Annotated in this window: 22 protein-coding genes and 1 pseudogene; 16 read left to right on the top strand and 7 right to left on the bottom strand. The window is 72.8% G+C overall.

Annotated features, from left to right (window positions below; all coding sequences use genetic code 11):
* Positions 1–24 precede the first annotated feature (24 nt).
* From LY41_RS00990 to LY41_RS00980, 3 genes are all read right to left on the bottom strand, one after another.
* Positions 25–1,074: a quinone-dependent dihydroorotate dehydrogenase gene (locus LY41_RS00990; RefSeq protein ID WP_253861870.1), complete on the bottom strand. Its 1,050-nt coding sequence runs from the start codon at positions 1,072–1,074 to the stop codon at positions 25–27.
* 362 nt (positions 1,075–1,436) lie between these two features.
* Positions 1,437–2,315 carry a DNA-formamidopyrimidine glycosylase family protein gene (locus tag LY41_RS00985; RefSeq protein WP_253861867.1) on the bottom strand — a complete coding sequence of 293 codons (879 nt, stop codon included), beginning with the start codon at positions 2,313–2,315 and terminating at the stop codon, positions 1,437–1,439.
* A 3-nt stretch (positions 2,316–2,318) separates the two neighbouring features.
* Complete coding sequence (locus LY41_RS00980; protein WP_253861864.1) at positions 2,319–3,164, bottom strand: ParA family protein; 846 nt, start codon at positions 3,162–3,164, stop codon at positions 2,319–2,321.
* A gap of 146 nt (positions 3,165–3,310) precedes the next feature.
* On the opposite strand from LY41_RS00980, the gene LY41_RS00975 reads away from it, so the two are divergent.
* From LY41_RS00975 to LY41_RS00965, 3 genes are all read left to right on the top strand, one after another.
* On the top strand, positions 3,311–4,072 hold the full coding sequence (locus tag LY41_RS00975; RefSeq protein WP_253861861.1) for a class I SAM-dependent methyltransferase: 762 nt from the start codon (positions 3,311–3,313) through the stop codon (positions 4,070–4,072).
* Between the two features lie 67 nt (positions 4,073–4,139).
* Entirely contained in the window at positions 4,140–5,393 is a 1,254-nt protein-coding gene (gene dinB / locus LY41_RS00970; RefSeq protein WP_253861859.1) for a DNA polymerase IV, read from the top strand.
* Between the two features lie 215 nt (positions 5,394–5,608).
* Positions 5,609–6,025 (top strand): SCO2097 family morphological protein, encoded by a 417-nt coding sequence (locus LY41_RS00965; RefSeq protein WP_253861857.1) that lies wholly within the window; start codon positions 5,609–5,611, stop codon positions 6,023–6,025.
* Between the two features lie 242 nt (positions 6,026–6,267).
* Here the strand turns inward: LY41_RS00965 and LY41_RS00960 are convergent, their stop codons facing one another.
* The 3 genes and pseudogenes from LY41_RS00960 to LY41_RS00950 all read right to left on the bottom strand — a co-directional run.
* Positions 6,268–8,685: a transglutaminase TgpA family protein gene (locus LY41_RS00960; protein ID WP_253861855.1), complete on the bottom strand. Its 2,418-nt coding sequence runs from the start codon at positions 8,683–8,685 to the stop codon at positions 6,268–6,270.
* A 68-nt stretch (positions 8,686–8,753) separates the two neighbouring features.
* Complete coding sequence (locus LY41_RS00955; protein ID WP_253861853.1) at positions 8,754–10,154, bottom strand: DUF58 domain-containing protein; 1,401 nt, start codon at positions 10,152–10,154, stop codon at positions 8,754–8,756.
* Between the two features lie 261 nt (positions 10,155–10,415).
* A pseudogene (locus LY41_RS00950) lies at positions 10,416–11,441 on the bottom strand (AAA family ATPase); the annotation flags it as partial.
* Positions 11,442–11,668: 227 nt separating this feature from the next.
* Here LY41_RS00950 and LY41_RS00945 point away from each other — a divergent pair.
* From LY41_RS00945 to LY41_RS00910, 8 genes are all read left to right on the top strand, one after another.
* Positions 11,669–12,058, top strand: a complete 390-nt coding sequence (locus tag LY41_RS00945; protein ID WP_253861851.1) for a hypothetical protein — start codon at positions 11,669–11,671, stop codon at positions 12,056–12,058.
* Complete coding sequence (locus tag LY41_RS00940; protein WP_253861850.1) at positions 12,055–12,684, top strand: DUF3558 domain-containing protein; 630 nt, start codon at positions 12,055–12,057, stop codon at positions 12,682–12,684. Before LY41_RS00945 ends, LY41_RS00940 begins: the two co-directional genes overlap by 4 nt.
* Complete coding sequence (locus LY41_RS00935; protein WP_253861848.1) at positions 12,681–13,346, top strand: PE-PGRS family protein; 666 nt, start codon at positions 12,681–12,683, stop codon at positions 13,344–13,346. Before LY41_RS00940 ends, LY41_RS00935 begins: the two co-directional genes overlap by 4 nt.
* Entirely contained in the window at positions 13,343–14,122 is a 780-nt protein-coding gene (locus LY41_RS00930; RefSeq protein ID WP_253861846.1) for an ESX secretion-associated protein EspG, read from the top strand. The genes LY41_RS00935 and LY41_RS00930 overlap by 4 nt, the downstream gene beginning before the upstream one ends.
* Positions 14,123–14,623: 501 nt before the next feature.
* Positions 14,624–15,055, top strand: a complete 432-nt coding sequence (gene mraZ / locus LY41_RS00925; protein ID WP_253861844.1) for a division/cell wall cluster transcriptional repressor MraZ — start codon at positions 14,624–14,626, stop codon at positions 15,053–15,055.
* Positions 15,056–15,255: 200 nt separating this feature from the next.
* Complete coding sequence (gene rsmH, locus LY41_RS00920; RefSeq protein WP_253861842.1) at positions 15,256–16,215, top strand: 16S rRNA (cytosine(1402)-N(4))-methyltransferase RsmH; 960 nt, start codon at positions 15,256–15,258, stop codon at positions 16,213–16,215.
* Positions 16,212–17,045, top strand: a complete 834-nt coding sequence (ftsL, locus tag LY41_RS23755; RefSeq protein ID WP_308292180.1) for a cell division protein FtsL — start codon at positions 16,212–16,214, stop codon at positions 17,043–17,045. The genes rsmH and ftsL overlap by 4 nt, the downstream gene beginning before the upstream one ends.
* A 58-nt stretch (positions 17,046–17,103) precedes the next feature.
* Positions 17,104–19,044 (top strand): peptidoglycan D,D-transpeptidase FtsI family protein, encoded by a 1,941-nt coding sequence (locus LY41_RS00910; RefSeq protein ID WP_253861840.1) that lies wholly within the window; start codon positions 17,104–17,106, stop codon positions 19,042–19,044.
* Positions 19,045–19,169: 125 nt separating this feature from the next.
* On the opposite strand, the gene LY41_RS00905 is transcribed toward LY41_RS00910, so the two are convergent.
* On the bottom strand, positions 19,170–20,963 hold the full coding sequence (locus LY41_RS00905) for an AMP-dependent synthetase/ligase (protein ID WP_253861839.1): 1,794 nt from the start codon (positions 20,961–20,963) through the stop codon (positions 19,170–19,172).
* Positions 20,964–21,084: 121 nt separating this feature from the next.
* On the opposite strand from LY41_RS00905, the gene LY41_RS00900 reads away from it, so the two are divergent.
* The 5 genes from LY41_RS00900 to LY41_RS00880 are packed head-to-tail and all read left to right on the top strand — an operon-like array spanning position 21,085 to position 24,677.
* Complete coding sequence (locus LY41_RS00900; RefSeq protein ID WP_253861838.1) at positions 21,085–21,501, top strand: polyketide cyclase / dehydrase and lipid transport; 417 nt, start codon at positions 21,085–21,087, stop codon at positions 21,499–21,501.
* 4 nt (positions 21,502–21,505) lie between these two features.
* Entirely contained in the window at positions 21,506–22,294 is a 789-nt protein-coding gene (locus LY41_RS00895; RefSeq protein WP_253861836.1) for a metallophosphoesterase family protein, read from the top strand.
* A gap of 27 nt (positions 22,295–22,321) precedes the next feature.
* Positions 22,322–22,765, top strand: a complete 444-nt coding sequence (locus LY41_RS00890) for an SRPBCC family protein (protein WP_253861834.1) — start codon at positions 22,322–22,324, stop codon at positions 22,763–22,765.
* Between the two features lie 5 nt (positions 22,766–22,770).
* The gene (locus LY41_RS00885) at positions 22,771–23,961 is read left to right on the top strand and encodes an ArsA family ATPase (protein ID WP_253861833.1); all 1,191 of its coding nucleotides are present in this window, start codon (positions 22,771–22,773) and stop codon (positions 23,959–23,961) included.
* Positions 23,958–24,677 (top strand): hypothetical protein, encoded by a 720-nt coding sequence (locus LY41_RS00880; RefSeq protein ID WP_253862921.1) that lies wholly within the window; start codon positions 23,958–23,960, stop codon positions 24,675–24,677. Before LY41_RS00885 ends, LY41_RS00880 begins: the two co-directional genes overlap by 4 nt.
* Positions 24,678–24,689 lie beyond the last annotated feature (12 nt).

Here is a 24,689-nt window from a genome sequence, read left to right as displayed (position 1 = left end):
CGGACCGCTCCCGTCCTGAGCCGTTCAGTAGTCCGCAGGCCACCGTGCCTGCTCGGCGGCGAGGGTCCGGTTGATGGTGCGCACCACGGACGGGCCGTGCAGTGCGACCGCGGTGTAGAGCTGCACCAGCGCGGCACCGGCGTCGAGCATCGCCTCGGCGTCGGAGGGCCCGCAGATGCCCCCGACCCCGATCACCGGCAGCGTGCCGCCCGTGCGGGTGTGGACGAACCGCACCACCTCGCGGGCCCGGTGCGTGAGCGGCCTGCCCGACAGTCCACCGGTCTCGGCTGCCGTGGCCGCGTCCCCGGCGGCCAGGCCGTCGCGACCGAGTGTGGTGTTGGTGGCGATGACCCCGGCGACGCCGTGGTCGGTGCACACCTGCAGCAGCTCGCCCAGCGCGTCGTCGGTCAGGTCCGGGGCGACCTTCACCAGTAGTGGCGTGGTGGGCGCGGCCTCGCGCAGCGCGGTGAGGATCTCGGCGAGCGAATGGCGGTCCTGCAGGGCGCGCAGACCCGGCGTATTGGGGGAGCTGACGTTGATGGCGACGTAGTCGGCGTAGGGCCGCAGGGCGCGCAGCGACGCCTCGTAATCGGCCACGGCCTCGTCGATCGGCGTGAGTTTCGACTTGCCGATGCTGATGCCCAGTGGGACGTCCGGAGTGCCGTCGCGTGCCAGCCGCGCCGCGAGTGCCGGGGCGCCCGCGTTGTTGAAGCCCATGCGGTTGATCACCGCGTCGCTGTCGGGCAGGGCGAACAGCCGGGGGCGCGGATTGCCGGGCTGCCCGTGACCGGTGACGGTGCCGACCTCGACGAAGGACAAGCCCAGCGCGGGCCACGCGCGCAGTGCCCGCCCGTCCTTGTCCATACCTGCGGCGAGGCCGACACGGCCCGGGAAGCGGATGCCGAAGGCGGTGACGGGAGTGTCGGCGGCGTAGTGGCGCCGTAGCGCCGCGCGGGCCGGAGCGGGCGTGGCGCTCAGCATGCCGAGTGCGCGGACGGTGCGTTCGTGAACCCGCTCGGCATCGCCGCCGTGCAGCCGGTACAACGCGGGCCGGATCAGACTGTCGAAGAGCACGGCTGTTCATGGTGCCGCACGTGCGCTCCGGCCGCGGGCCAGGGCCCTCGGGCGTGCTCACCGCCGGCCGCCGGAGCATGGCGGCGTACCGGAGCATGGCGGCGTACCGGGGCATGAGGAAACCCCCGACGCGACTCCCGGACGTCGTCAGTCGTCCGGGCCCGGGGTGGACCGGTCCTCGGGAGCGTCGGGGGTCGGTGACCGCCTGGTATTCGCCAGGCGACACGCGGTGGTCCGCATGCCGTCCTAGCGGACGACCACCTCACGAGTCCTGTAGCTGTGCACTGCTGGACCACCTCCTTTCTCGTGTACCCGCCACGTTAGGCGGGTCCGCGCCGGTCCGGCAACGTGTTTTTGGTCGTTCATCGGTCCGGTGCCGGGCCGTGCTGGCAGCGGGGGCAGAACCACACCGGCCGGCCCTCGGTGCCGATCCGGACGGCTCCGCCGTCGCCCTCGGACGCGCCCTGGGCCGCCACCCGGACCGGGCCGCCGCACCGGAAACAGCCGTGGCGGGTGCGTTCGTACACCCACGTGCGCCGGCCGCGGACGAGCTGGCCGGTGGTGCTCTGCTCTCGGCGCGCCGCATTGGCGCGCAGCAGTCGCCGGGCCAGGGCGACGGCTCTCGTGGCGCCCCCGGCGTCCATATCGGACACCGGGGTCCACGGTGTGACGCCGAGCAGGAAGCAGGTCTCCACCTTGTAGAGATTCCCGACACCGGCCATCACCGTCTGATCGAGCAGGGCGAGGCCGATCTCGCGGGCGGGGTCGGCGGTCAGTGCCGCCACCGCCCGCGCGGTGTGTTCGGCCGTCCACTCCGGATCGAGCAGATCGGGGCCGAGCAGGCTCACCCGGCGATGTTCGTCCGATGTGGACATCACGGCGAGGTCGTGCACCCGGATGCCGACGAGTTCGGCGGTGCCTGCGGTGAGCACGACCCGGACCCGATGATCGCGGACGGGACGCCGGGCGCTGGGGTGCAGTACCCGCCATTCGCCGTCCATGCGCAGGTGGCTGTGCAGGCTGAGTTCCCGCTCGCCGGCCCGGCCGTCAGGGTCGTCACGGCCGTCACGGAACCGGAAGAACAGGTGCTTGCCCACGGTCCGCACGCCGGTGAACACCCAGCCGCTCAGGTCGGCAGTGGCCAGTGCGGGAACGCGGAACTCGCAGCCGGTCACCGTGGCGCCGGTCAGAGCGCGCGCCACGGTGCGGCCGGTGAGGAAGACGGTGTCGCCCTCGGGCACGGATCACGCCGAGCCGGTTTCGGCGCCCGGATCGTCGGCTTCACCGGGCAGGCGATGGCGTCCCGCGCGGCTGGAGCGCAGGACCTTCGCCAGCACCATGTTGAACGTCAGTCCGATCTCGTGTGCGCCGGGCGATTTCCACTCGTGGATCGGCAGGCACGCGCCCTGGGCCTGCTGGATCGCGAGCCGGTCGGGAATGGCCGTCGGCATGACCGAGCGCCCGAACGTCTCCCGTAGCTCGTCGACGCGGTAGTTGTGCTCGTGCGAGCGCGGGCGCATGCGGTTCACCAGCACCCCGGCCGACTGCAACCGCGGATTCGGTCCCCTGCGGATGCCTTCGATCGCCTCGAAGGCGCGCTCGGCCCCCGACACGGCGTACATCGTCGGTTCGGTCACCAGCAGTGCGGTGTCCGCGGCGAGCAGTGCGGAACGCGTGAGCCTGCCCAGCGACGGCGGGCAGTCGAGGATCGCCACCTCGTACGGCCGGTCGCTCTGCGGCTGTGCGCGCAGTGCGTCGAGTGCCCGGGCGAGGTTGTCGAGCCGTCTGCTGCCGGGCCCGGGTTCGTTGAGCAGCTCCAGGTCCTCGGAACTGACGAGGACGTCCAGGTCGGGGCCCCAGCTGCTCGGGGCGAGCGCATCGGCGATCACCGCGTCGCGCGGGGTGTCCAGCACCGCTGTCAGCGAGGCCGTCGTGACCGGCGGGTTGAGTGTGGCGGTGGCATTGCCCTGCGGGTCCAGGTCCGCGACCAGCGTGCGGGATCCCCGGCGCAGCGCGGCGGAGGCGAGACCGAGGGCGACCGTCGTCTTGCCCACGCCTCCCTTGAGGCTCAGTACCGCGACCGTATGCACGCGTCCAGCGTATCGGCTCGCGGAGCGTCACGCGGCGGTGCCGCGACCGCGGGCGAGATCGCTCACTCGGGTGGGGCCGGGATCCGCGGCACAGTTCCGGTGGCGGGGCGCGCGGGCGCGGGCGGCCGTGACTACGCTGGGCGCCCATGCGAACGGAGTACGCGGCCGGCCACGGGTCCCCGGCCGTACGGCGAGTGCTGTCCGACGAGCTGGTGCAGGCGCGCGAGCGGAGGGCCGGCAGGCCACGGGTGATCGATGTCGGCGGTGGCACCGGCGGCTGGGCGGTACCGCTGGCCGGTCAGGGCTGCGACGTGACGGTCGTCGAGCCCAGTCCGGACGCCGTCGCCACGCTTCGCCGTCGTGCTCGCGAGGTGGGCGCGGACGAGCGGATCAGCGTGGTGGCCGACGACGTGGACGCGCTCGCACGTCACGTTCCGGAGGGCTCGGCCGACCTGGTGCTCGCGCACGGCCTGCTGGAGGTCGTCGACGACCCCGCCGCAGCCGTGCGCGCCTTCGCGGCGGTGACCGCTCCCGGCGGGGCCGTGTCGGTGCTCGTCGCGAACCGTCATGCCGCGGTGCTGCAACGGGCCCTGGCCGGCCGGCTGTCCGAGGCCACTGCACTGCTCGGCGCGCCGGACGGGGTGTTGTCGGGTGATTCGGAGACGGTGCTGCGCCGGTTCGACACCTCCGGTCTGGAACTGCTGCTCGGCGGCGCGGGACTGGCGGTGGCGCTGATGCAGGGCGACGGTGTGGTCGCGGACGTGGTCCACCAGCTCGACGCGGCCGACGACGGCGCGGACACCGCCTGGGAACGCGAGGTCACCGAGTTCGAGGACCGGGCCTCCGTGACCCCGCCGCTGCGGGACATCGCGAGCCGCCTGCACGCCCTGGCGCGCCGGCCCGCCTGAGGCACGTACCCGCCGCCGTCACACCGCGGACCCCGGAATCGTCGGCGGTGGCCGCTAGTCTGGCGCCGTGGGACGTAATGCGCAGCTGCCCGACGGGCACGAGCGCTTCCTGGTGCGCACCGGCACGCCGCACGACGCGCTGCCGGACGACACCGGGTGCGGTGTGCTGCATGTCGACATGGACGCCTTCTATGCGGCCGTGGAGCTGCGTACCCGGCCCGAGCTGGTCGGCGCGCCGGTCGTCGTCGCCGGTGCGGGTCCGCGGTCGGTGGTCCTGTCGGCGACGTACGAGGCGCGGCGCTACGGGGTGCGGTCGGCGATGCCCGCCGCGGCTGCGCGGAAGCTGTGCCCGGACGCGGTGTGGCTCCCGCCGAGCCGGGACGCCTACCGCGAGGTCTCCGACGGTGTGATGGCGCTCTTCCGCGAGATCACGCCGCTGGTGGAACCGCTGAGCCTCGACGAGGCGTTCCTCGACGTGAGCGGTGCACTGCGCAGGCTGTCCGCGACCTCGGCCGACATCGGCGCGCGGATCCGGGCGCGGGTGGCCGCCGACCACGGCATCACCTGCTCGGTCGGCGTGGGCAGGGCGAAGTTCGTGGCCAAGCTCGCCTCCGGGATGGCGAAACCGGACGGCATGGTCGTCGTCCCCGACGCGGAGACGCTCCCGTTCCTGCACCCACTGCCGGTGTCGGTGCTGTGGGGTGTCGGCAGGCGTACCGAGGAGGCACTCCGCAGTCACGGCTACGCCACCGTCGCCGACGTCGCGGCGGCTCCGGTGGAGCGCCTCCGCCGCAGTGTCGGTGCCGCGGCAGGGGAGCAGCTGCATGCGCTGGCCCGCGGCCACGACGAGCGGCGGGTCGTGCCGGAATCGGAGGAGAAGTCGGTGGGTGCCGAGCACACCTTCGACGCCGATGTCCACGACCGCGGCGCGGGTGAACGCGAGCTGCTGCGGCTCGCCGAGCGGGTCGCGGCGACGCTGCGCGGGAAGGGGCTGAAGGGCAGGACGGTGTCGATCAAGGTGCGGTTCTCCGATTTCCGGACGATCACCCGGGCCCGTACGCTGCCGGCCGCCACCGACGTCGCCCGCGAGGTCCACGCCACGACGGCCGACCTGTTCCGCGAGGCGGTCTCCGGGGCGCCGGTGCGCCTGGTCGGTGTGCGTGTGGAAGGATTGACGGCCGGTGATGCCGCCGAACAGCTCAGCTTCGAGGCGCCCGAACCCCGGTGGCGCGACGCCGAGGTCGCGGCCGACGGGGCGCGATCGCGGTTCGGGGCCGCGGCCGTGCGGCCGGCGTCGTTACTGTCACCCGATGAGCGGTGACAGCAGCGATGCCGGTTGCGTTCCGTGCCGATCCGGCAGCTGTCCGACGTCGCCGCAGGAAACACTTCTGTCGGAACGCGAGATCGGGTAGTCGCCGACGCGCGGTGCTCGTATCCTGGAGTCCGACACCCCGACCGGGGCTGTCAGGGTCCACGATGAAATGCGGTCCGGTGCCGCCAGGTGGCGCCGGGAAGCGCTGTGCCGGAGGAGGAAAGATGCCACTCTCCGAGCATGAGCAGCGGCTGCTCGACCAGATCGAGCGCGAGCTCTATGCCGAGGACCCCAAGTTCGCATCGTCGGTACGCGGCGCGAAGGTACGTCGCCCGAAGCGCGGCAGGCGCTTGCAGGGTGCCGCGCTGTTCGTGGTGGGCATCGGCCTGCTCGTGCTGGGCGTCATCGTGCCCGTGCGGGTCGCCGAGATCCCGCTGATCAGCGTTTTCGGCTTCCTGGCGATGTTCTTGGGGGTGGTGCTCGTCATCACTGCCATGCGAGCAGGTGGGGAGCCGGAAGAGGAATCCGGCAGCGGTTCTGGGGATTCGGGTGGCGGTTCGTCCCGCGCCGCTCCGCGCCAGCGCAGTTCGTTCTCCCAGCGCATGGAGAACCGGCTCCGCCAGCGGTTCGACGACCGATGACGACGTCTCGCGGACCCGTGCCGCGACACCGGGAGAGGACGGCCCGGGCGCCCGCCGGGGCGTGACGGCGCCGGTACCGGTCGCGGCGGAACACCGCAGCCGATCTCGAGCAGGACTCCCGGAGGGGGTCCTGCTCGAGTTGTGTCGAGCAGGGCCCTGCGCCCAGGACCTCGCGCCCCGGATCCCGCGCCCCGGCACGGTCCGGATCGGGCTCGGTGGACTCGGGCTCGGTGGGCTCGGGTTCAGTGGTGACGGCGGTGCAGCAGGGACCGGGGCAGCACCCGGTTCCGCCAGGACAGCGGTGCACACTGTGCGAGGCGCTCGCGCAGCCCCGTGAGCGCGCGGTCCAGTTCGGGCCGGGACGAGTCGGACTCGTGCCCCGCCGCGCCGGTGGCCCCGGCCGGGCTGTACCGCGACCGTTCCACGACGGAGACGATCGTGTGCAGTTCGCGGCGTCCGGTGTCGTCGAGGTCGAGCCGGTCGCCGATCGTCTCGGCCGACTGCCGGAGCGTCGCCGTGGCCGGCAGGTCGAGACCCCGGTCGGCGCATTCGGCGAGCACCTCGCGCCAGGCGGCGTCCGGTGACGCCTCGGTGACGCTGGCGACCTCGGCCATCCGGCGCCGGCGGATCAGTTCCCGGGCACCGGCGGGTCCCAGCACCCCGGCGACGAGCACGAACACGCCGAGTGCGACCGCCCAGTGCACCAGCCACGCGGTCAGCGCCACCGACACGAGCCAGGCACCGACGACGGCCGCGGCCCGTGCGCCTGCCGTGGTGGGCGCCGTGGTGAGGCGCCTGCCGAGCGCCAGGACCGCCGAGGTCGTCAGCGCCAGCAGGGTGCCCGCGACCCAGCCGGGCCACCGCGCCGGTTCGGTCGCACCGGCGGGCTGCGCCTGCTGGTCCGGAGTGTCGGCGGGCTGGGACGGTTGCGGGGTGTCGGGCGACGAGCCGTCCGGGGCTTCCGACGGCTCGGCCGGGTCGCTGGATGCGGGCGCGTCCTCGGTGTCGAGGTAGCCGGGCGTGTATCCGCGGCCGTTGGTGAGCGGGGTCGGGTCGAACGTGACCCAGCCGAGGTCGTCACCGAAGTACACCTCGACCCATGCGTGGGCGTCCTCCGACGTGAGCACGCGGGTGCCCTGGCCGTTGGTGGTGCCGCGGGTGAAGCCGACCGCGACGCGGGACGGCACGTCGAGGGAGCGGAGCATGACCGCCATCGCGGAGGCGTACTGCTCGCAGAACCCGCGCTTACCGTTCAGGACGAAGTCGGCGAGTGCGTCCGGGTCGGAGGCCGGTGCCGTCTCGGTGTCGTAGACGAATCCGTTCGACGGGTCGGTGAAGTGGCGCCAGACGGCCTGGGCCTTGTCGAACGTCGTCGGGGCGTCGGCCGTGAGCTCCTGTGCGAGGGACCGCACGCGCGGGTCGACCCGGTCGACGGCGTGGTACCGGGGATCGGGGCCGGAGACGGTGCCGGCGCCGCGGAGCTGTTCCCGCGTCGGTTCGGCCAGCGACGTCGTCATGGTGTAGGTGCGCGGTCGGCGTTTGTCCTCGCTGTACACCGCGCCGCTGCCCGGGTCGTAGTACCACTCGCCCGGGGGCGGGTCGATGCTGCGGACCTTCCCGTAGGTGGGCAGCCAGACGTCGGACCAGTTGACGGGGGTGACCCGGACCGTGCGCGCGGCATCGGTGACGGTGTCACCGGGTGCGGGCGGCAGGGTGCCGCCGGCGGGTCGGCCCGCCGGCATCCGACGCCCGTCCGGCAGTCCCCAGCCCTGTCCGGGCACGTAGCGCGACAGCGTGAACGCGCGCATCAGCGGTGCGTCGTCGCCGAGTCCGTCGACCTCGAACATGCGGGTCGGGGAGCGGTCGCCGAGCATGCCGCGCAGCGACGTGAACGGTTCCACGCCGAGCCCGCCGGGCGCAGCCTGCTGTTCGGAATCCGACCCGGGCAGGCTGCCTTCGGTGCCGACGACGGTCAGGGTCGCGCCCGCGACCAGGCCCGCCACGACGGCGGTGGTGACGATGCCTGCGGGGGCCGCCACGGAGCCGATGCCGGCACCCGCGTCCCGCGTGGCGGTGCGGGTGCGCCACAACCGGTGCCGGTGGCTGCCGTCCACGGCCAGCAGCCCGGCGTAGCCCACCACGCCGAGCGCGAACGTCCACCAGGGCAGCAGTTCCGAGGTGAGCGCCGAGGGCACGGCGTAGACGCACAACAGGAGCAGGCCCGTCGCCGCGGGGGCGGCGGCGGTCACGGCGAGCAGGTCGACCACCAGCGCCACGAGCCCGATGGTGATCATGATCAGGCAGCGGATGCCGGTACCGGCCTCGACCGGTGGCAGTCCGGTGCGGATGTCGGCGAACCCGCCGGTGAGCACCTGGTGCAGTTCACCGAAGGCCTGGGGACCCGGCAGCAGGCCGAGTACGCCCCCGGTGGTGAACGATCCGGTGACGAGCAGGAGCAGCACCAGCAGTTGGGCCGCTCCCACGAGGAACGGGGGCAGCCGCACGATGCGCAGTCCGATGCCGGTGCCGGCGATCAGCAGTGCCGCGGTCACGATGTCGCCGAACCACGACCAGCCCGCCACGACGCCGGTGAGCGCGGTGGAGACGGCGATCGTGGCGAGTGCGGCCATGAGCGGTGCGACGATGCCGTGCAGCGTCACGTGCGGTCGCCACCGTGACGGCGCGGCCGACGCGCCGGGCGGTGGCGGGGCCGGAGGTGCGGGCGCGCTCACCGGAGGCCGCCTGCCTGCACGGGGGTGGGCGTCGTGGCGCGGCACAGCTGCGACCACACGTCGGCGACATCCGCGTGCCGGTCGGCGACGACGACCCGCCAGCCCGCGGCGCGTAACAGCGCGGCCGTCTCGCTGACGGCCGCGCCGGGGCTCCTGCCGGGCTCCTGCCACGACGCGGTGTCGACCAGCACCGCGAGGCTGGGCGCACCGCGGGGCCGGGTGTGGGTCAGCTCGGCGACGCCCTGGGCGCCGACGGTGCCGAGCACGGCGATCAGCTCGTGGCCCTGGGCGTGTACCGGACCGGAGGAGACGGCCAGGTCGCGCTCGTGCGCGGGCTGTAGTGCGGCGAGTGCGTCGAGCGCGACGCCGCTGCCTGCCGGACCTGCGCCGTCCGGAATATCGGCCAGGACATGGCCGCGTTCGTCGGACAGTCGCACGGGGCTACCGGAGCCGCTCAGGTGCACGCACGCGCTGGCGGCGAACTCGACGGCCCATTCGAGGCTGCCGTCGGGGTGTCCGACGCCGTGGTGTGCGGCGGCGCGGCGGTCGAGCAGGACGGTCGTCCCGCCCCGCCACGGTCGTTCCTCGACCCGCACCATGATCTCGTCCCGGCGCGCGGTGGAGCGCCAGTGCACCTTGCGCATGTCGTCGCCGGTGCGGTATTGCCGGACCATGACGTCCGGGTCGCCCTGACCCACGTGCCGGCGGATGCTGCCGCTGTCGGCGCCGCCGGTGCCTGCGCCGCCGGGGCGGCCGTGCAGCGGGGTCACGCGCGGTACGACGACGACGCTCGACGGCGGCACCAGGTCGCGGTCGAACTCGCAGAGGCCGAACGGGTCGGTGATCGTCGCGCGCAGCGCGGTGATGCGGTGGACACCGCGCATGCCGGGCCGGATGGGGTAGCGCAACGCGACGGGATGCTGGGGGAGCCGTTCCACCACGAAGCGCGGCCTCGGGCCGAGCGGGTGCGGCAGCCGGTCCTCGAGCAGGATCTCCCCTGCCGGGAGCCGGCCGGTGCGCCACAGGTCGAGGCGGACGTCGCCGTCGCCGCCCGCGGGCACCCGCTCGGGGGTGACGGTGCGCCGGGCGCCGAGGCGCACTTTCGACGCCGCCGCGAGGGCCGTGGCCAGCAGCGGCAGTGCCACGACGAAAGCCGCGATCCGCAGCAGGCCCCGTTCGTCGAGGACGGCGGCGCAGACCGCCGCGGCGAGGCCTGCGGCCAGCAGGCAGCGGCCGCGGGTGGTCAGGCCGGACACGGCCCGTAGTACGGCGGGCCTGCGGCGCGGCGTGGCGGGCGGCCGCGTCGCGCGCGCTCGCCCGGACGACGAGCCGGCCGCCTCCGCCCGCGGCGACGGAGGGGCCGGTGCTGCCGGGCCGGCGGCCGGATCGCTGGTCATGGTCGGGATCCGTGCTCAGTGCCCGTACGGGCCACCGTGGGCGTCCGGTGCGCCGGGCCGGTCCGCAGGCCCGCCGGGTCCGACGTGGCCGGAGTGTCCGACGTGGCCGGGGTGCCCGTTGTCGGCGTGCCCGTTGCCGGCGTGCGGGGCGGGATGCGGTGGTGCGGAGTGGGCGCCGGCCACGGGCGCCTGCGCTCCGCGGGTGGCGCCGCCCGCCGCACCGTTGGCGGGGGCGCCCCCTCGCTGCGGGACCGGGACGCGCTGGGGCACCGGAACGCGCTGGAGGACGGTGTGGACGACGTCGGACGCGGAGCGGCGCGCGGCGTGGGCCTCGGTGGTCAGGACGAGGCGATGCGCCAGTACCGGCACCGCGACGGCGTGGAGGTCGTCGGGCACGACGAACTCGCGGCCCGCGAGCGCGGCCTGGGCACGGGCGGCGCGGATCAACTGCAGCGTCGCCCGCGGCGAGGCGCCGAGCCGCAGTTCGGGCAGCTGCCGGGTGGCCGAGACCAGATCGACCGCGTACTGGCGCACCTCGGGCGCGACGTGCAGCTGCTGGACGGCACGGGCGAGCCGGTGCACGGTCCCGCCGTCCGAGACCGGCACGAGGTCGTCGAGGGGATTGTGGCCCGCGTGCTCGTCGACCATCGCCAGTTCGGCCTGCGGGTCGGGATAGCCGATCGAGACGCGTGCGGTGAACCGGTCGCGCTGGGCCTCCGGGAGCGCGTACGTGCCCTCCATCTCGATCGGGTTCTGCGTGGCGATCACCATGAACGGCGAGTCGAGCGGATAAGTCGTGGTGTCGACGGTGACCTGCCGTTCCTCCATGCACTCCAGCAGTGCGGACTGCGTCTTGGGGGAGGCGCGGTTGATCTCGTCGCCGACGACGACGTTCGCGAACACCGGGCCGGGCCGGAACTCGAACGTCGCCTGCTGCCGGTTGTAGATCGAGACGCCGGTGACGTCGCTGGGCATGAGGTCGGGCGTGAACTGGATGCGGCTCACGGTGCAGTCGATGGACCGGCCCAGCGCCTTGGCGAGCGAGGTCTTGCCGACGCCCGGGACGTCTTCGACGAGCAGATGCCCCTCGGACAGCAGCGTGATGAGGGCGATACGGACGACGTCGGGTTTGCCGACGAGGACGCGTTCCACGTTGGCGGCGATGCGCTGGGCCGTCTCGTGCAGGTCGCCGAGTCCGGGCTGCGGTGCCGGGCCGCCGGACGCCGGGTACGCGGGGCGTTCACCGAATGTCTCGGCGGTTGCGGCAGAGTGCCCTCTCGACGTCACGCGACCTCCACATTCCGTGCATGCGCCCTGCTCCAGGGTCCCACGAAGTGTGTCAAACACGGGCGAAACGACGAGATTCACCCCGCGTCGTGCCACGGTGACACCGCGCACCCGCCGCTGTCGACTCCGCGTACCCGCCTGCCGGGGGCGGATGAGGGCTGGACACCTGCACGAGGTCGCCTAGGATTGCACCCTGGAATCATCCGGTTACGGAGAGGCGCCTCGCGATGACCAGTGGTACGCCTGTCACGGGCCCGGTCGACGTGCCGGCCGGGGCGTTCGCCGTCGCGCCGGAGCTGGCCGAGGACGCGTTGCAGCGGATCAGCGAGCTGCAGGACGTGGTCGGCAGGCTCGTCCGGGAGGCGAAGGTGCTCGGCCGGTCGGTGCCGCTGGGCGGCGGTTACGCCGGCGAGATCGGTGAGTTCATGGCCCGCTACGGCATCGAACCGGACGGCGGTGCCGACGCGGGCTCGGGAGCCGTGTCCGATGCCCTCGTGGCGTTCGGCAGGGAGCTCGCGGACCTGCGCACCCGGATCGGCGCCGCCCTCGAGCAGTACCGCAGTCGGGACGAACAGGCCGAGGGCGAGCTGAAAGGCGTCGATTGTCAGGGCGGGTGACTCGGCGGCGCGGGTGGCTGTGGGGCCGCGCCGATGGCCGTCACACGGGCAGGGCGGGCGCCGCGGGGTCCGGTGCGGTGATCGTGGCGGGCGTGCTGGCGACCTCCGCGTGCGGGGCGGCAGGCGGAGCTGCGGCTGGCGGCGACGGGACGGCACCGAGTGCACCACCGTCGGGGGCCGGTCCCTCGTCGCCGGGTGTGCCGTCGTCGGAACGGACGCCGGTGGCGGAGACCGATCCGTGTGCGTGGCTGACGCCGGCCGAACGGTCGTCGGCCGGGCTGGCCGTGCCGGGTGAGCCGCGGACCGTCGGCTCGGTTCCCGTGTGCGACTACACCGAACCGGGTTCCGGTGGCGTCACCGTCACCTTCGACACCACGTCCGCGCTGACCGACCTGCGGCCGGACGGTGAGGCCACCCCGCTCCGGATCGCGGGCCGCGAGGCGCGGCGGGTGGCCGATCTCCGCACCGACGACGGAACCTGCACGATCCTGATCGCGGCGGGCCCGGCCGCGTCCGTCCACATCGATGTGTCCACGGCGGACTTTCGCGGTACCCGCGAGTCCTGTGAGCGTGCCACCGCCGTGGCCGAGCTGATCGCACCGGATCTGCCGGGGAGGGCGGGATGACCGAACGTCGACACGGTGGCGCAGAGCACGGTGGCGCAGAGCACGGCGGTGAGGAGCACGGCGGCGCTGCCACCGCGGATCCCGCCGGGGGCGGCGTCCGTGACCCGCTCGTGCCGGAGCCGGACGTGCGCTACGAGTGGTACAGCCACGAACAGCTCAAGGCCATGGTCGACAGCGGCAACGACCCCGAGTCCGCCGGTGAGGTCGGCGCCGGCTGGTACGGCCTCGGCCGGGCACTGCACGAGGCGGTCGGGCAGCTGGCCGGCACCACCGCGGCCTCGGAGGACGTGTGGCAGGGCGAGGCAGGCCGGGCGTTGCGGGCCGCGCTCGACCGGGCGAGGTCGTGGGCCGGGCAGGCGGCGGCGACCGCGGATGCCGTGGGCGGCGCCGTGGTGTCGCAGTCGGGCGTGGCGGCGCAGGCGCGGTCGGCGATGCCGGACCCGGTGTCCTACGACCCGGGCGCGATGATCCGTGACGCCATCGCCACCGGTGACCTCGCGGCTCTGGCCGGCATGACCGACACGATGGCGCAGCGCCGCGCCGAGGCGGAGGAGGCGCGGCGCCGTGCCGTCGACGTGCTGCACGCGCGGGACCGCGCACTGCGCGATGCCGCACGCGTGCCCTCGTTCACCACGCCGCCGTCGCTGAGCGGTCCGGCATGATCCGCCTCTCGGCGTCGGCGTTCGACATCCTCTGGTCGGACCTGGATCTCGGCGCTCCGCCCTCGGTGCTGGCCCTGCCGAGTGTGGGGCGCACCGACGGCGAGCGTGCGCGTATCCGCGAGGAGGTCTATGCCAACCTCGCCGACCGTGGCCTGTACCCGGGGGAGCTGGACGCCGCTCTGCACGCCCGCCTGGCCGGGATCGCCGCGGCGCCCCTCGTGATCGACTGCGAAGTGCTGTTCGATCCGGCCGATGCCGAACCGCTGCGCGGCCTCGTCGCCGAACTGCGCGACGGCAGGGGAGTGCTGGCCGTGCAGCCGCATCGCACCCTCGGCCTCGATGCCGTCGGCGACGGGCGTGCCTGCGCCGAGGCGGCGGCGATCCTCCCGGACCTCGACGCCGGTCCCGGACACGGCGTGAGTCTGCCGTCGCGCGCGCTCGCGGAGGCGGCCGATCCCGTCTACGACGGCGCCACCGGCTCGCGTGCCCACGATCGGCAGGTGCAGGAGGTGCTGGCGATCCAGGCGCGGCCGGTCCTGTCCGCAGGCCAGTTCTCCGTGTACCGGCGTGAGGCGACGCGGCTCGTCCGGCAGGGCGGTCTCAGTTGGTTCCTCACCGACGTCGGCGCCTACACGGCGACCGTGCTGCCCGGTTCCGACGGCGAGTCCTGGACGACGGTGGCTCCCGCCGACCGTGACCGCGTGACGGCCCGGCTCGCCGACCTCGTCCCGCGGGAGCAGGCCGCCGCAGGCCGGGCGCGGGCCGGCGGCCCCTGACGGACGCCGGTCGTCCACCACCCGGCCGCCCGTCGCGCTGTGCGGCCCCACCCTTGCGCCCCACGCTCGTCCCGATCCCCGGATCCCCGGTCCGCACCGATGTCCCGGTCCCCACCTGCTGCCCGGGTTGCCACGCCGCGCAGGACCGCGGTTCCCCACCACGGCCTCCGGCCGTGGGCCTGCGTATTCCCCACCGTCGCCCACAGAGCGCCCCAAATACCCGATACGGCGGTCGAAACGGGCACAACGGGCGTGGGGAACCGGCTCCGGAGGCGTTCACATCCCCCGGCGTGGCGATCTTCCCCCGCGGCTCCCCACTGCTAGATCACCGCTGTGACCTGCTTAAACTCCCACTTTTCGGTGTTGATTTCCGGTTTTTCACGTTGACTGTGGGGAGAAGTGGGGTACGGTGGTGCTCAGTGGAGCGGAAGGGAGCTCCGAGGTCGATGCCGGCAGGTCCGACGGGACGGTCCGCGGCCTCGACAGGGGAGGTGGAGGCCGATGTTCCTCGGCACTCACACCCCGAAGCTGGACGACAAGGGGCGACTGACGTTGCCCTCGAAGTTCCGGGAAGCGTTGGCGGGGGGCCTGATGATCACCAAAGGTCAGGACCACTGCCTCTATGTCTTTCCGCGGGCGGAATTCGAGCAGCTGGCCAGGAAGGTCGCCGAGGCTCCGTTCACGAACGAATCGGTGCGGGCCTACCAGCGGTACCTGTTCGCGGGGACCGACGAACAGCGGCCGGACGGACAGGGCCGGATTCCGATCGCACCCGAGTTGCGGCGCTATGCCGGGCTCAACAAGGAATGCGTGGTGATCGGTGCGATCACCAGGCTGGAGATCTGGGACTCCGAGGCGTGGCAGTCCTATCTGGACGAGAACGAGGACAACTACGCCAAGGCGCAGGAGGAGATCCTGCCCGGTGTCTTCTGACCCGGAAACCGGACATCCGGTCGTGGCGTCTCTCCGGTGCCGTCACCGGACACGGGAGAGAACAGACGGACGACGTCGGCGCGGATGCCCTCAGGCTGCGGCCCTGATGCACCTTCCCCGGTATCAGGCCCGCAACCTGTAGGCATCCGCCCGCGTCGGGAGAGCAGTCCCCGGTGGGGCGGGGCGGACAAGGGGGCGCAGTGACCAGTGACGCCGCGCACCTTCCCGTGCTGCTCGACCGGGTCGTCGCTCTGCTGGCCCCCGCGGTGGCCGACCGCGACGCCGTGCTCGTCGACACCACACTCGGCCTCGGCGGCCACGCCGACGCGCTGCTGACGGCGTATCCCCGCCTCCGGCTCGTCGGTCTGGACCGGGACCCGAACGCGCTCGACCATGCCCGGCAGCGGCTGGCCGGCCACGGCGACCGGGTCGACTACGTCCACGCCGTGTACGACGAGTTGCCCTCCGTCCTCGACGGACTCGGGCTGTCGCATGTGGACGGCGTGTTCATGGACCTGGGTGTCTCGTCGATGCAGCTCGATGTCACCGATCGCGGGTTCGCCTACGCGCAGGACGCCCCGCTGGACATGCGGATGGACCAGACCACCGGCGCGAGTGCGGCGGATGTGCTCAACACGTACTCGGTGGCGGAGCTGACCCGGATCCTGCGCGAGTACGGCGAGGAACGGTTCGCCCAGCGGATCGCGAAGGCCGTCGTCGCCGAACGGGAGTCCGAGCCGTTCGACCGCAGCGAGCGGTTGGTGCGGTTGCTCTACGAGGTCGTGCCCGCGGCGAGCAGGCGCACCGGCGGGCATCCGGCCAAGCGGACGTTCCAGGCACTGCGCATCGAGGTCAACCGGGAGCTGGAGGCGCTGCGCGCCGCGGTTCCGGCCGCGCTCGATGCGCTGGGTGAGGGCGGCCGGATCGTCGTGGAGGCCTACCACTCGCTCGAGGACCGCATCGTCAAGCGTGCGCTCGTCGAGCGTGCCACCTCGCGCACGCCGGAGGGGCTGCCCGTCGAGCTTCCCGGGCACGGCCCTGAGTTCCGCCTGCTCACCCGCGGTGCCGAGAAGGCGGGCGAGCAGGAGATCGAGCACAACCCGCGCGCGGCGTCGGTGCGCCTGCGCGCGGCCGAGCGGATTGGAGCGGCTGCCTCATGACTGCACCCGCACGTCCTCGCCCGCAGCCGGTCGAGCGGCCGCGGCAGAACCCGCGCCGCGGTACGAGGCAGGCACCGGCATCCGCTCCCGACACCGGCTCCCCGCGGCGCCGCAGTTCCGCGGCCGAACGCGCCTACGCGCGCCGGGCACAGCGCGCGGAGACACTGCAGCGGCAGTCCGAACGTCGCGAGACACCCGAGCCGCGCACGCTGCGACTGCGGCTGCGCTGGCCGAGGTCGCGGACCTCGTTCGTGCTGATGCTCATGGCTCTCATGGCCGTGGGTGTCGCGACGACGCTGTGGCTCTCGACGCAGGCGATCTCCGATTCGTACCGGCTCGAACAGCTCCGCCAGAACAACGCCTCGCTGGCCGAACGGTCCGAGGAGCTGCAGCGTGCGGTGGCCTCGGCCGAGGCGCCGACGCGGCTCGCCGAGCGGGCCGAGGAACTGGGCATGGTCCCGGGCGGAAACCCGGCCCGGCTCGTCGTGGGTGACGACGGCGAGGTCCGCGTGGTCGGCGAACCGACCCGGGCGAGCAAGCCCGCGCCGCGGCAGTCCGCAGAGGCACAGAGCGATCGTGACGGTGCCGCCGGCGACCAGGGCGGCGACCACCAGGGCGACGCCCAGCAGGACGGCGACGAGCAGGCCGGCGACGAGCAGGGTGACGGCCAGGACGGTGATGGCCAGGACGGTGACGGCCAGGACGGTGACGAGCAGGCCGGTGCCGACACGCGCAGCGACCGCGAGGAGGGCCGTGACGGTGCTCGGGGCGGTGACACTGGAGACGCCGGTGCCGGCGATCAGGACGGTGCCGGGCAGACAGCGGACTGACTCCCCGCGGCCGTCGTCGGGGCGGACCGGGAGAGTGTGACGGATCCGGAGGGGACCGATGCGACCGAAACGACCGGCGGGACCGGGAGGTTCGAGCAGGTCGGCGTCGTCGCGGCGGCGCGGCGCGGCGGGACGGACGTACTCGGCGAAGGCCCGTCGTGCCGGGCAGGAATCGGCCGAGCGTGGCACGCGGAGCCGGTTCGTGGTCGGCCGGATCGCACTCGCCGTCGTCCTCGTCGCCACCGGCGCCAAACTCGTCCACGTGCAGGGGTTTCAGGCCGCGGCCTTGTCGGCGCGTGCGGAGCAGCAGCGCACCACCACGATCGACATCCCGGCCCAGCGCGGCTCCATCGTGGACCGCAACGGGGCGAAACTGGCCTTCAGCGTCGAGACCCGCACGCTGTGGGCCAACCTGCGGCTGATGCGAAAGAACCGCGCCGAGGCGGAGAAGGAGAATCCGGACTCGGCGGAGAGCTTCGACACGCGCGTCGCCGAGATCGCGACGTTCATCGCCCGGCAGGTGCCGGACAAGACCACCGAAGCCGAGTTGCTCGAGGAGTTCCACGACGAGGATTCGAGCTTCACCTACCTCGTCGACGACGTGAAGCCGTCCGTGGCCGACCGGATCGTCGAGAAGTATCCGGAGATCGGCTTCGAGAAGCGTGCGCGCCGCGAATATCCGGCGGGCGAGATCGGGTCGAACATCGTCGGGTTCGCCAACTGGCGGATGGAGGAGCCGGACCAGTCCAAACACAACATCGAGGGCCTCGCCGGACTGGAAAGCGCGCGCAACGCTGTGCTGACGGGTGAACCGGGGCGGCAGGTCGTCAACACGGAGCAGGGCACCGACGTCGTGATTCCGGGTACGGAGCGGGAGGTGCAGCCGGCGATGCCCGGCTCCGATCTCGAGCTGACCGTCGACTCCGACGTGCAGTACAACCTGCAGCAGATGCTGTCGGACTACGTGGCGAAAGCCCGCGCCGACGGCGGCAGTGCGGTGGTGCTGGATTCGAAGACCGGCGAGATCTACGGACTCACGAGCGAGAAGACCCTCGACCCGGACGACGTCGACCCCGACCTGATGACGGAGAAGGCGGTCACCCAGCCGTTCGAACCGGGGTCGGTGAACAAGCTCGTCACTGCGGCGGGTGCGATCGAGGACGGCGTCACCGAGCCCGGGGACGTCCACCGGGTTCCCGGTTCGATCAAGATCGCCGACCACACCGTGCGCGACGCGTGGGACCACGGCACGCAGCCGTTCACCACCACCGGCATCTTCGCCAAGTCGTCCAACGTCGGCACACTGATGCTCGCCCAGGAACTCGGCCCGGACCGGTACATGGATCTGCTGAAGAAGTTCGGCCTCGGCAGCCGCACCGGCGCCGGCCTGCCGGGCGAGAGTCCCGGGTACGTTCCGCCGCGCAACCAGTGGTCGGGCACGACCTTCGGCAACCTGCCGATCGGTCAGGGACTGTCGATGACGGTGCTGCAGATGGCGAGCATGTACCAGGTGATCGCCAACGACGGCGTGCGGGTCGAACCGCGCGTGGTCGCCGCGACCCGCACGCCGGACGGCGGCCGCGTGGCCGAGCCGGAGCCCGACCGCACGCGGGTCGTGAGCGCGCAGACGGCCGGCTCGGTGCGCAACATGCTGCGGGCGACGACGCAGGACGGCGACGTCTACGAGAGCGGCACCGCTCCGCAGGCCGCGATCGAGGGCTACCAGATCTCGGGCAAGACCGGCACGGGCCAGCAGATCGACCCGCAGACGGGTGCCTACAGCAACGAGCTCTACAACATCACGTTCGCCGGGATCCTGCCCGCCGACGACCCGCGCTTCGTCGTCGGCATCCGGCTCGACGCCCCGGACACCACACTGCCGGCGGGCAGCTCCGCGGCACCACTGTTCAAACAGGTCTCGTCGTATCTCGCGCAGCGCTACGAGATCCCGCTGTCGGACGAGCAGGCGCCGGTCGTCCCGCTGATCCGCAGGCAGTGACTGACGTCCGCAGACCGGCAGTGCCGGCCGCACACGCGACCGGCAGTGCCGGCCGCACACGCGTGAGGGGTGCTCACTCGACGAGTAAGCACCCCTCACGGTGTCGCGTGGGTTCGGCCGGTGGCCTACTTGGCGTACAGCGAGTCGATGTCGCCCGCGTAGTTCTTGCCGACCACGCCCCGCTTGAGCTTCATGCTCGGCGTGATCTCGCCGCCCGCCTCGGTGAAGTCATGCGGCAGCACGCTGAACTTCTTGATCGCCTCGGCGTGCGAGACGAGCTTGTTGGCCTCGTCCACGGCGGCCTGCACGTCGGCCCACAGTTTCTCGTCGGCGACCAGGTCGGCGACGGTGGCGTCGGCCGGCTTGCCGTTCTGTTCCTTCCAGCTCGGGAAGAACTCCTCGTCGATCGTCACCAGCGCGCCGATGAACGGCCGCTGGTCGCCGACGACCATCGCCTGGCTGATCAGCGGGTGGGCCTTGAGTGCGTCCTCCATCGTCGACGGGGCGACGTTCTTGCCGCCCGCCGTCACGATGATCTCCTTCTTCCGGCCGGTGATCTTGACGAAGCCCTCGTCGTCGAGCTCGCCCAGATCGCCGGTGTGGAACCAGCCGTCCTCGAGGGACTCGGCCGTGGCCTGCTCGTTGCGCCAGTACTCACCGAACACGACGCCGCCCGAGAGCATGAGCTCGCCGTCCTCGGCCACGCGCACCGACGTGCCGGCGACCGGCCTGCCCACGGTGCCCACCTTGAACGCCTCACGGGTGTTCACGCAGGCGGCGGCGCTGGTCTCGGTCAGGCCGTAGCCTTCGAACACCGGCACCCCGATGCCGCGGAAGAAGTGGGCGAGGCGCGTGCCGAGTGGAGCACCGCCGGCGACCGCGGCGATGCAGCGGCTGCCCAGGGCGGCGTGCAGCTTGCTGTAGACGAGCTTGGCGAACACCGCGTGCTTGAGCTTGAGGCCGAGGCCGACCTTACCGGCGTCGGTGGCCTGGCTGTAGGCGATCGCGGTGGCCTCGGCCGCGTCGAAGATCTTGCCCTTGCCCTCGGAGTGGGCCTTGAGCTTGGCCGAGTTGTACACCTTCTCGAACACACGGGGCACGGCGACGACGAACGTCGGCCGGAAGGCACCCAGGTCGGAGACCAGGTCCGTGGTGTCGGTGTGACCGAGCGTCACGCGGGAGGAGAACGCCGTGACGGCGATGGCGCGCGCCAGGATGTGGGCCAGCGGCAGGAACAGCAGCAGGGAGTTGCCGGACTCCATCAGGTCCGGGAACGCGTCGATGTTGGCGCGGACCTCGGAGAGCAGGTTCCGGTGCGTGAGCGTGACGCCCTTCGGCCTGCCGGTCGTGCCGGACGTGTAGCAGATCGTCGCGACGTCGTCGGCCTGTACGGACCGGCGGCGGGTGTGGACGTCGTCGTCGGCGCGCTCGGCACCGAGCGCCGTCAGCGCGTCGACCGCCGGCGTGTCGCCGTCGATCTGCCAGGTGTGGGCCAGATCGGGCAGCCGGCTGCGGACCTCGTCGAGGGCGGCCGTGTGCGCGGCCGTCTCCACGACGACCGCCGTGGCGGCCGAGTCGGACAGAATCCAGTGGATCTGCTCGGCCGACGACGTCTCGTAGATCGGCACGGTGACGCCGCCCGCGGCCCAGATCGCGAAGTCGAACAGGGTCCACTCGTAGCGGGTCGTCGACATCAGGCCGACGCGATCGCCGCGTTCGATCCCGGCGGCGATGAAGCCCTTCGCGACCGAGAGCACTTCGGCGGCGAAGGTCCGCGCGGTGACGTCCCGCCAGGAGCCGTCGATCCGCCGACGGAAGCTCACGGTGTCGCCGAACCGCTCGGCGTTGGCCCAGACGACGTCGGAGGCGTTCTCGTCGTCGGCGATGGGCCGTAGTGCTGGGGCGCTGTACTCGCGCACGTCAACCTCCGCAGTGGGATACCAAACAACGTTGTTACTCGCCGGTCAACCTAGCCGGTGTCCGTTCCGTGCACCACGGGTGGGTGTGTGCATGTTGTGAGCCGCATATCATCTCGCAACCGTGAGCGGATCCGAATCCGAGCCTGCGCTCGACATCGTCGACGAGACGTTCCTGACTGTGCCTCCGAGCACACTCGCCGCGGTCTTCGCGGACCCGGCGGCGTGGCGGAGGTACTGGCCGGACCTGGTACTCGAAGTCTATACCGACCGCGGCGACCAGGGCCTGCGCTGGACCGTGCGGGGCGCGCTGATCGGCACGATGGAGGTGTGGCTGGAGCCCGTGCTCGACGGCACCCTGCTGCACTACTTCCTGCGCGCGAGTCCGGTCCCGGACGACGGGACCCGCCCGTCGGGTGCGTGGCTCCGGCGGGAGTTCGACCGGAGGGCGCGCGCCGCGAAGGCGATCGCGTTGGACCTGAAGGTGACCCTGGAGGACGGTCGCGCCGCAGGGATGCCGCCGCGCTCGACGGTAGAATGATCACGTGCGGGTTCATGTGGTGTCCGATGTGCACGGCAACGCCGAGGCATTGGCGCGCGCCGGTGACGGGGCGGACGCGCTGGTCGTACTCGGTGACCTGATCGACTTCGTCGACTATCACGACCACGGCGGCGGGATTCTCGGCGCGCTGTTCGGCGCCGAGCACGTCGCCGCGTTCGCCGCGTTGCGCCGCGAGGGCCGCCGCGGGGAGATGATCGAGCTGTCGAAACGGCTGTGGGGCAGCCTCCGCGACCCGCAGGCCGCGGTGGACGAGGCGGTGCGCGAGCAGTACGCCCGGCTGTTCGGTGTGCTCCCCGCGCCGACCTACGCGATTCCCGGCAACGTCGATGTGCCCGCTCTGTGGCCCGAGTTCGAGGCGCCCGGGTTGCATTTCGTCGACGGCGAGGTCTGCGAGATCGGCGGGCTCCGGTTCGGGTTCGTCGGAGGCGCGGTGCTGCCGGAGGGCGTGTCCCCGCGGCGCGATGAGGCGTGGCGGCCGTACCTGCGCACCCGTGAGGAGTTCGACAAGGCCGTCGCCGGCCTGACCGGCGTCGACGTGCTGTGCAGTCACATCCCGCCTGCGCTGCCCCAACTGACCTACGACGTCGTCGCGCGGCGGGTCGAGCTCGGCTCGGAGGCGCTCGCCGACCTGATCGTGCGGGAGCGGCCGCGGTGGTCGCTGTTCGGCCACGTGCACCAGCCGCTGGCCGGTGCCACGCGGGTCGGGACGACCGAATGTCGCAACGTGGGGCATTTCCAGCGCGACCCGCGGCCCTACGTCCTGCGATGGTGAGGAAGCGGACCGCTACGCTCTAGCGCCATGGCCGACCAGTCCACGCAATCCATCGAGGTCGATGCCCCTCCGGAGCAGATCATGGCCGTCATCGCCGATCTGCCCGCGTATCCGGAGTGGGCCAAAGCGGTGCAACAGACCGAAGTGCTGGGCACCGATGAACAGGGTCGGGCCACGCAGGTGCGGTTCACGCTCGACTCGGGCCCGGTCAAGGACGTCTACACACTCGAGTACGACTGGGCCGACGACGGGTTGTCGGTGAGCTGGCATCTGGTGAAGGGCCAGATGCAGAAGGCCCAGAACGGCCGGTACGAGCTCGAACCGCTCGACGGCGCTCGTACGAAGGTTACCTACACCCTGGCCGTCGAGCTGGCGCTGCCGATGATCGGGATGCTGCGCCGCAAGGCGGAAAAGATGATCATGGACACCGCCCTGAAGGAACTCAAGAAGCGCGTCGAGGCCGAGGGCTGACGCGAGTGCGACTGCTGCTGCTGACCGGGAAGGGCGGTGTCGGCAAGACGACGCTGGCCGCCGCGACCGGCGCCGCGTCGGCGGACCGGGGCAGCACGACACTGGTCGTGTCGACCGATCCGGCGCATTCGCTGGCCGATGCGTTCGCGGTGCCCATGGGGCACGAGCCCGCCGAGGTGGCCGACGGGCTGTACGGCGCGCAGCTCGACGTCCGTGCGCTGGCCGACGGCGCGTGGGACGGCGTGCGCGAGCAACTGCGGGCCGCCCTGGTCCGTGGCGGAGGCCTGGACGGGCTCGCGGCCGAGGAGCTGAGCGTGGTCCCGGGGGTCGACGAGTTGCTGGCCCTCGGCGAGGTGCAGCGGCTCGCCGGAACCGGGCGCTGGGACGCCGTCGTCGTCGACTGCGGCCCGACCGCCGAGACGCTGCGGCTGCTGGCACTGCCCGATGCCGTGTCGGGGTATCTCACGCGCATGGCCGGCCCCGTGGCGAAACGATCCGCGCTGGCGCGGTCGATGACCCGGCTGGCCGACCACACCGGTGCGCTGCGCGACCTGCTGGCCGACCCCGCACGCACGAGCGTGCGCCTGGTGTTCACACCCGAGCGCGTCGTCGTCGCCGAAACGCGGCGGACCCTGACCTCGCTGGCCTTGCACGGGATCCGGGTCGACGGCATGATCGCGAACCGCGTGGTGCCCTCGCCGGGCTGGTGGCGCGGCGCCGCGGCCGCGTGGGTGCGCAGACGGCGCGGGCAGCAGGAAGCGGTGCTGTCGGAGCTGGCCGATTCCGGTGTCGGCGATGCGGCGCGCCGGTTGCGTTCCGTCGAACACCGGGCAGAGGAACCGATCGGGCTGGCTGCGCTGCGGGAGATCGCCACCGAGCTGTACGGCACCGCGGACCCGCTGGCCGACGACCTGGCCGACGACGCCGCGGCCGCCGCCGGCGGCCCCGCGGGCGCGGCCGGCCTCACGCCGCTGTTGCAGATGTTCGAGGCCGACGACGGCTACCGGCTCCGGGTCGCGGTGCCGCTCGCCCGGGACAGCGACGTGGATCTGGCCAGGGTCGGCGACGACCTCGCGATCACGGTCGACGGCGTCCGCAGGCTCATCGCGCTGCCGGAACCCCTGCGCGCCTGCCGGATCACGGATGCCGAATCCGACTCCCGTGGCGTGCTCGTGCACCTGGAGGGAACCGAATGAGCGGCACCGACGGCCCCGCAGGCCGCGCGGGGGAACCGCGGGCGGGAGCGCCGGACCCCGGGGACGGACCGGCGGCCGACAGCGCGCGGCTGGCCGAGGAGATCCGCCTGCTGGTCGACCTCGTCACCGAGCGGGCGGAACCGTGGCTGCGGAGCGTGTTCGCCGCGGGACACGGCCGGGGTGACCCGGCGTCGTGCGCCGCGCCGGGTCCCGGCGGGCCGGGCGGCGACGCGCAGACGGGTCACCGTGGCGGGTCCGCCCCCTCGGATGCGGCGGCCGGCGATTCCGGCACCGCGACGGGCGGCGACGGCGAATGGGCTCCGGCGTGCTCGTGGTGCCCGCTCTGCGCCGTGATCTCGGTCGCGCGCGGCGAGACCCCGGAGATCACCGCCCGCGTGCTGGAGCAGGCCGCCGCGCTGATCGCGCTGCTGCGGGCCGTGCTCGCCGACCGGTGGCAGCCCGACGAGGGCGTGCACATGCCCGGGTACCGCCCGTCGTCACGGCCGGGACCGGCTCCGGCAGGCTTCGCCGCGTCGGGGACGTCGGTGTTCGCCGAGCGGCCGGGCCGTGGCGCGGCAGCGGGCGGGCCGGCCCGGAGCAGGGAAGCCCGGAGCAGGGAATCCGGGAGCAGGGGACCCGGCGAGCCGGCGAGTGGGGCGCGGCGGGTGCAGCGCGTACCGGTGCGCCCGCGCGAGAGCTGGGAACCGGGGGAGTAGCCGGTGGCCGCG

Origin of the sequence: Prauserella halophila (assembly GCF_024171895.1) — a bacterium.
Classification (GTDB): Bacteria; Actinomycetota; Actinomycetes; order Mycobacteriales; family Pseudonocardiaceae; genus Prauserella; species Prauserella halophila.
The sequence above is the reverse complement of the archived record's forward strand: the minus strand, read 5'-3'. Positions and strand labels throughout refer to the sequence as shown.

Coding starts and splice junctions, on each gene's coding strand:
- LY41_RS00975 (WP_253861861.1), top strand. CDS start 3,311: ATGCGAACGGAGTACGCGGCCGGCCACGGGTCCCCGGCCGTACGGCGA.
- LY41_RS00965 (WP_253861857.1), top strand. CDS start 5,609: ATGCCACTCTCCGAGCATGAGCAGCGGCTGCTCGACCAGATCGAGCGC.
- LY41_RS00955 (WP_253861853.1), bottom strand. CDS start 10,154: ATGACCAGCGATCCGGCCGCCGGCCCGGCAGCACCGGCCCCTCCGTCG.
- LY41_RS00945 (WP_253861851.1), top strand. CDS start 11,669: ATGACCAGTGGTACGCCTGTCACGGGCCCGGTCGACGTGCCGGCCGGG.
- LY41_RS00935 (WP_253861848.1), top strand. CDS start 12,681: ATGACCGAACGTCGACACGGTGGCGCAGAGCACGGTGGCGCAGAGCAC.
- LY41_RS00930 (WP_253861846.1), top strand. CDS start 13,343: ATGATCCGCCTCTCGGCGTCGGCGTTCGACATCCTCTGGTCGGACCTG.
- mraZ (WP_253861844.1), top strand. CDS start 14,624: ATGTTCCTCGGCACTCACACCCCGAAGCTGGACGACAAGGGGCGACTG.
- ftsL (WP_308292180.1), top strand. CDS start 16,212: ATGACTGCACCCGCACGTCCTCGCCCGCAGCCGGTCGAGCGGCCGCGG.
- LY41_RS00910 (WP_253861840.1), top strand. CDS start 17,104: ATGCGACCGAAACGACCGGCGGGACCGGGAGGTTCGAGCAGGTCGGCG.
- LY41_RS00890 (WP_253861834.1), top strand. CDS start 22,322: ATGGCCGACCAGTCCACGCAATCCATCGAGGTCGATGCCCCTCCGGAG.
- LY41_RS00880 (WP_253862921.1), top strand. CDS start 23,958: ATGAGCGGCACCGACGGCCCCGCAGGCCGCGCGGGGGAACCGCGGGCG.